Source organism: Nostocoides japonicum T1-X7, assembly GCF_001046855.1.
GTDB lineage: Bacteria > Actinomycetota > Actinomycetes > Actinomycetales > Dermatophilaceae > Nostocoides > Nostocoides japonicum.
Map to the genome: position 1 here is coordinate 4,773,509 of NZ_HF570958.1, position 2,636 is coordinate 4,776,144.

The 2,636-nt window shown below is 73.0% G+C and carries 3 protein-coding genes; all 3 read left to right on the forward strand.

The window, feature by feature from the left end; translation table 11 throughout:
- Positions 1–133 precede the first annotated feature (133 nt).
- Positions 134–961, forward strand: coding sequence for a MerR family transcriptional regulator (locus BN12_RS21680; protein ID WP_048556542.1), 828 nt, complete (start codon positions 134–136; stop codon positions 959–961).
- 361 nt (positions 962–1,322) lie between these two features.
- Positions 1,323–1,967, forward strand: a complete 645-nt coding sequence (gene tmk, locus BN12_RS21685) for a dTMP kinase (RefSeq protein ID WP_235432492.1) — start codon at positions 1,323–1,325, stop codon at positions 1,965–1,967.
- The coding region (locus tag BN12_RS21690) for a DNA polymerase III subunit delta' (RefSeq protein WP_157635771.1) at positions 1,964–2,636 on the forward strand (673 nt) is incomplete at its 3' end. The genes tmk and BN12_RS21690, both read left to right, overlap by 4 nt.

Here is a 2,636-nt window from a genome sequence, read left to right on the forward strand (position 1 = left end):
ATGCACCGAGCCGACCTCGTCGCCGGGCTCGTCCTCCTCGTCGGCGTCGTCGTCGCCCTCACTCGGCTGCCCCGCGATCGGGCGAACAATGGCGGTTGACCCTCACGCGACGTGAGGGCCCAGGGTGGACGACATGACCAGGAGGACGCAGGTGGCGGAGCAGGTCGAGCCGATGACCGTCGGCCAGGTGGCGACGGCATACGGCATCACCGTCCGCACCCTGCACCACTACGACGAGATCGGCCTGCTCGTGCCGAGCGAGAGGTCGTATGCGGGGTACCGGCTGTACACCGCATCCGACCTCTCCCGGCTCCAGAGCATCGTCGTGTACCGGCGGCTGGGGTTCGGGCTCGAGGAGATCGCCGAGCTGCTCGCCGCCGAGTCCTCGGGTGACGCGACCGCCGCCCGCGTGGAGCACCTGCGGCGGCAGCGCGCCACGGTCAGGTCCCGGCTCGACGAGCTGTCCGAGCTCGTCGGCGCCATCGACCGAGCACTGGAGAGAGAGATGAGCAACCAGCCAGCCACCCCGCACGACCTGAAGGAGCTGTTCGGCGAGTCCTTCGACGACTACCAGGGCGAGGCCGAGGAGCGATGGGGTGAGACCGACGCCTGGAAGGAGTCCAAGCGCCGCACCGCCCGCTACACGAAGGCCGACTGGGCCCAGGTGAAGGAGGAGAGCGACGCGCTCGCCCGGGGGTTCCTCGACGCCAAGCGGGCCGGGCTCCCGCCGACGTCGACGGAGGCGATGGACGCCGCCGAGGCGCACCGGCAGCACATCGACACGCGGTTCTACGCGTGCCCGCCCGCCTTCCATCGCAACCTCGGGGAGCTCTACGTCAGCGACCCGCGGTACACCGAGAACTACGACGGCGCCTACGGCGAGCCCGGCCTCTCCGAGTACGTCCGGGCCGCCATCATGGCGAACGCCGACCGCCAGGAGGCGGCGGGCACGGCCGGCTGAGCCCGCCGGTCGAGCTCCGTCGATTGCGCACGTGCCGAGTTGTCGTCGTCGCCTGGGCGACCCCACGACGACAACTCCCGCACGTGCCGAGAAGATGTCGTCTCCCGGCCCGACCGACTCTTGTGGGGAAGCTGGTGAGCGTCATGGCTCTGGCCAGCTTCCCCACAAGAGTCCCAGGAACGCCACGCTCCGCCCGACACGTGCGGTCTTCGGTAGGTGCGGGCTTTCCGTGGTCGGATCCGTCCGGGAACCACGACAACCCCGCACGTGCCGAGGGCGACGGGGCCAGGAAGCCGGGATGGTCCGGGTCCGCGCGGAGGGCCGGCCCGCGGCGTCGGGGGTGCGGCATAGGCTCGTCCCCGTGACGGACCCGACCTCCCAACCCCTGCGCGACGGCGGCTACTTCGTCGTCTTCGAGGGTGGCGACGGGGCGGGCAAGTCGACCCAGGTCCGGCTGCTCGCGGAGGCGCTCGAGGCGGCCGGTCGCGAGGTGTTCGTGACGCGGCAGCCGGGCGGCACCGCGCTCGGCCAGGAGATCCGGACCCTCCTGCTCCACGGCGACCACGTGTCGCCGCGGGCCGAGGCGCTCCTCTTCGCCGCGGACAAGGCTCAGCACGTCGACCTCCTCATCCGTCCGGCGCTCGCCGCCGGGCAGGTCGTCGTCTGCGACCGATTCGTCGACTCGGCCGTCGCCTACCAGGGCGCCGGCCGCGCCCTCGGTGCGCCCGAGGTCCACGACCTGCAGCAGTGGGCCGTCGACGGGCTCGTCGCCGACCTCACCGTCGTCGTCGACGTGCCGCCCGCCGTCGGGCGGAGCCGGCGGGGCGAGGTCCAGGACCGGCTCGAGGCCGAGGCGGACGCGTTCCACGAGTCGATCCGCCAGCACTTCCTCGCGATGGCGGCGGGCCACCCCGAGCGGTACCTCGTCGTCGACGGCACGATGGAGCCCCAGGCGGTCCACGCCGCCGTCCTCGAGCGGCTGCGGTCGACGGGGGTGCTGCCGTGAGCATCTGGGACGACGTCGTCGGCCAGGAGCCCGCCGTCGAGACGCTCCGACGGGCGGTCGCGGACCCGTCGGTCATGACCCATGCGTGGCTGTTCACCGGGCCCCCCGGGTCGGGTCGGTCGATCGCGGCACGCGCGTTCGCCGCGGCCCTCCAGTGCCCCGACGGCGGATGTGGCGTATGCCGGGAGTGCCGGACGGCATACGAGGGCACCCATGCCGATGTCGACCTCGTGTCGACCGAGGGCCTGTCCATCGGCGTCGACCTCGCCCGGCGCCTCGTCGAGCTGTCGTCCCGGCGGCCGTCGGTCGGACGGTGGCGGGTCGTCGTCATCGAGGACGCCGACCGGCTCACCGAGCAGTCCGGCAACGCCCTCCTCAAGGCCATCGAGGAGCCCGGGTCACGGACCATCTGGATGCTGTGTGCCCCCTCGGTCGAGGACGTCCTCATCACGCTGCGGTCGCGGTCTCGCCACGTCCGGTTGCGGACCCCGCGGCCGGAGGCGGTGGCCGACCTGCTCGCCCGGCGGGACGGGATCGACCCGCAGATGGCCCTCTACGCCGCGCGGGCCGCCCAGAGCCACATCGGGCTCGCCAAGCGGCTCGCCACCGACGAGGGGGCGCGGATCCGGCGACGGGACGCGCTCCGGCTCGCGACCCGCATCCGCGGGG

What these genes read in the sequence shown, in the direction of transcription:
- BN12_RS21680 (WP_048556542.1), top strand. Translation starts at nt 134, where the DNA reads ATGACCAGGAGGACGCAGGTGGCGGAGCAGGTCGAGCCGATGACCGTC.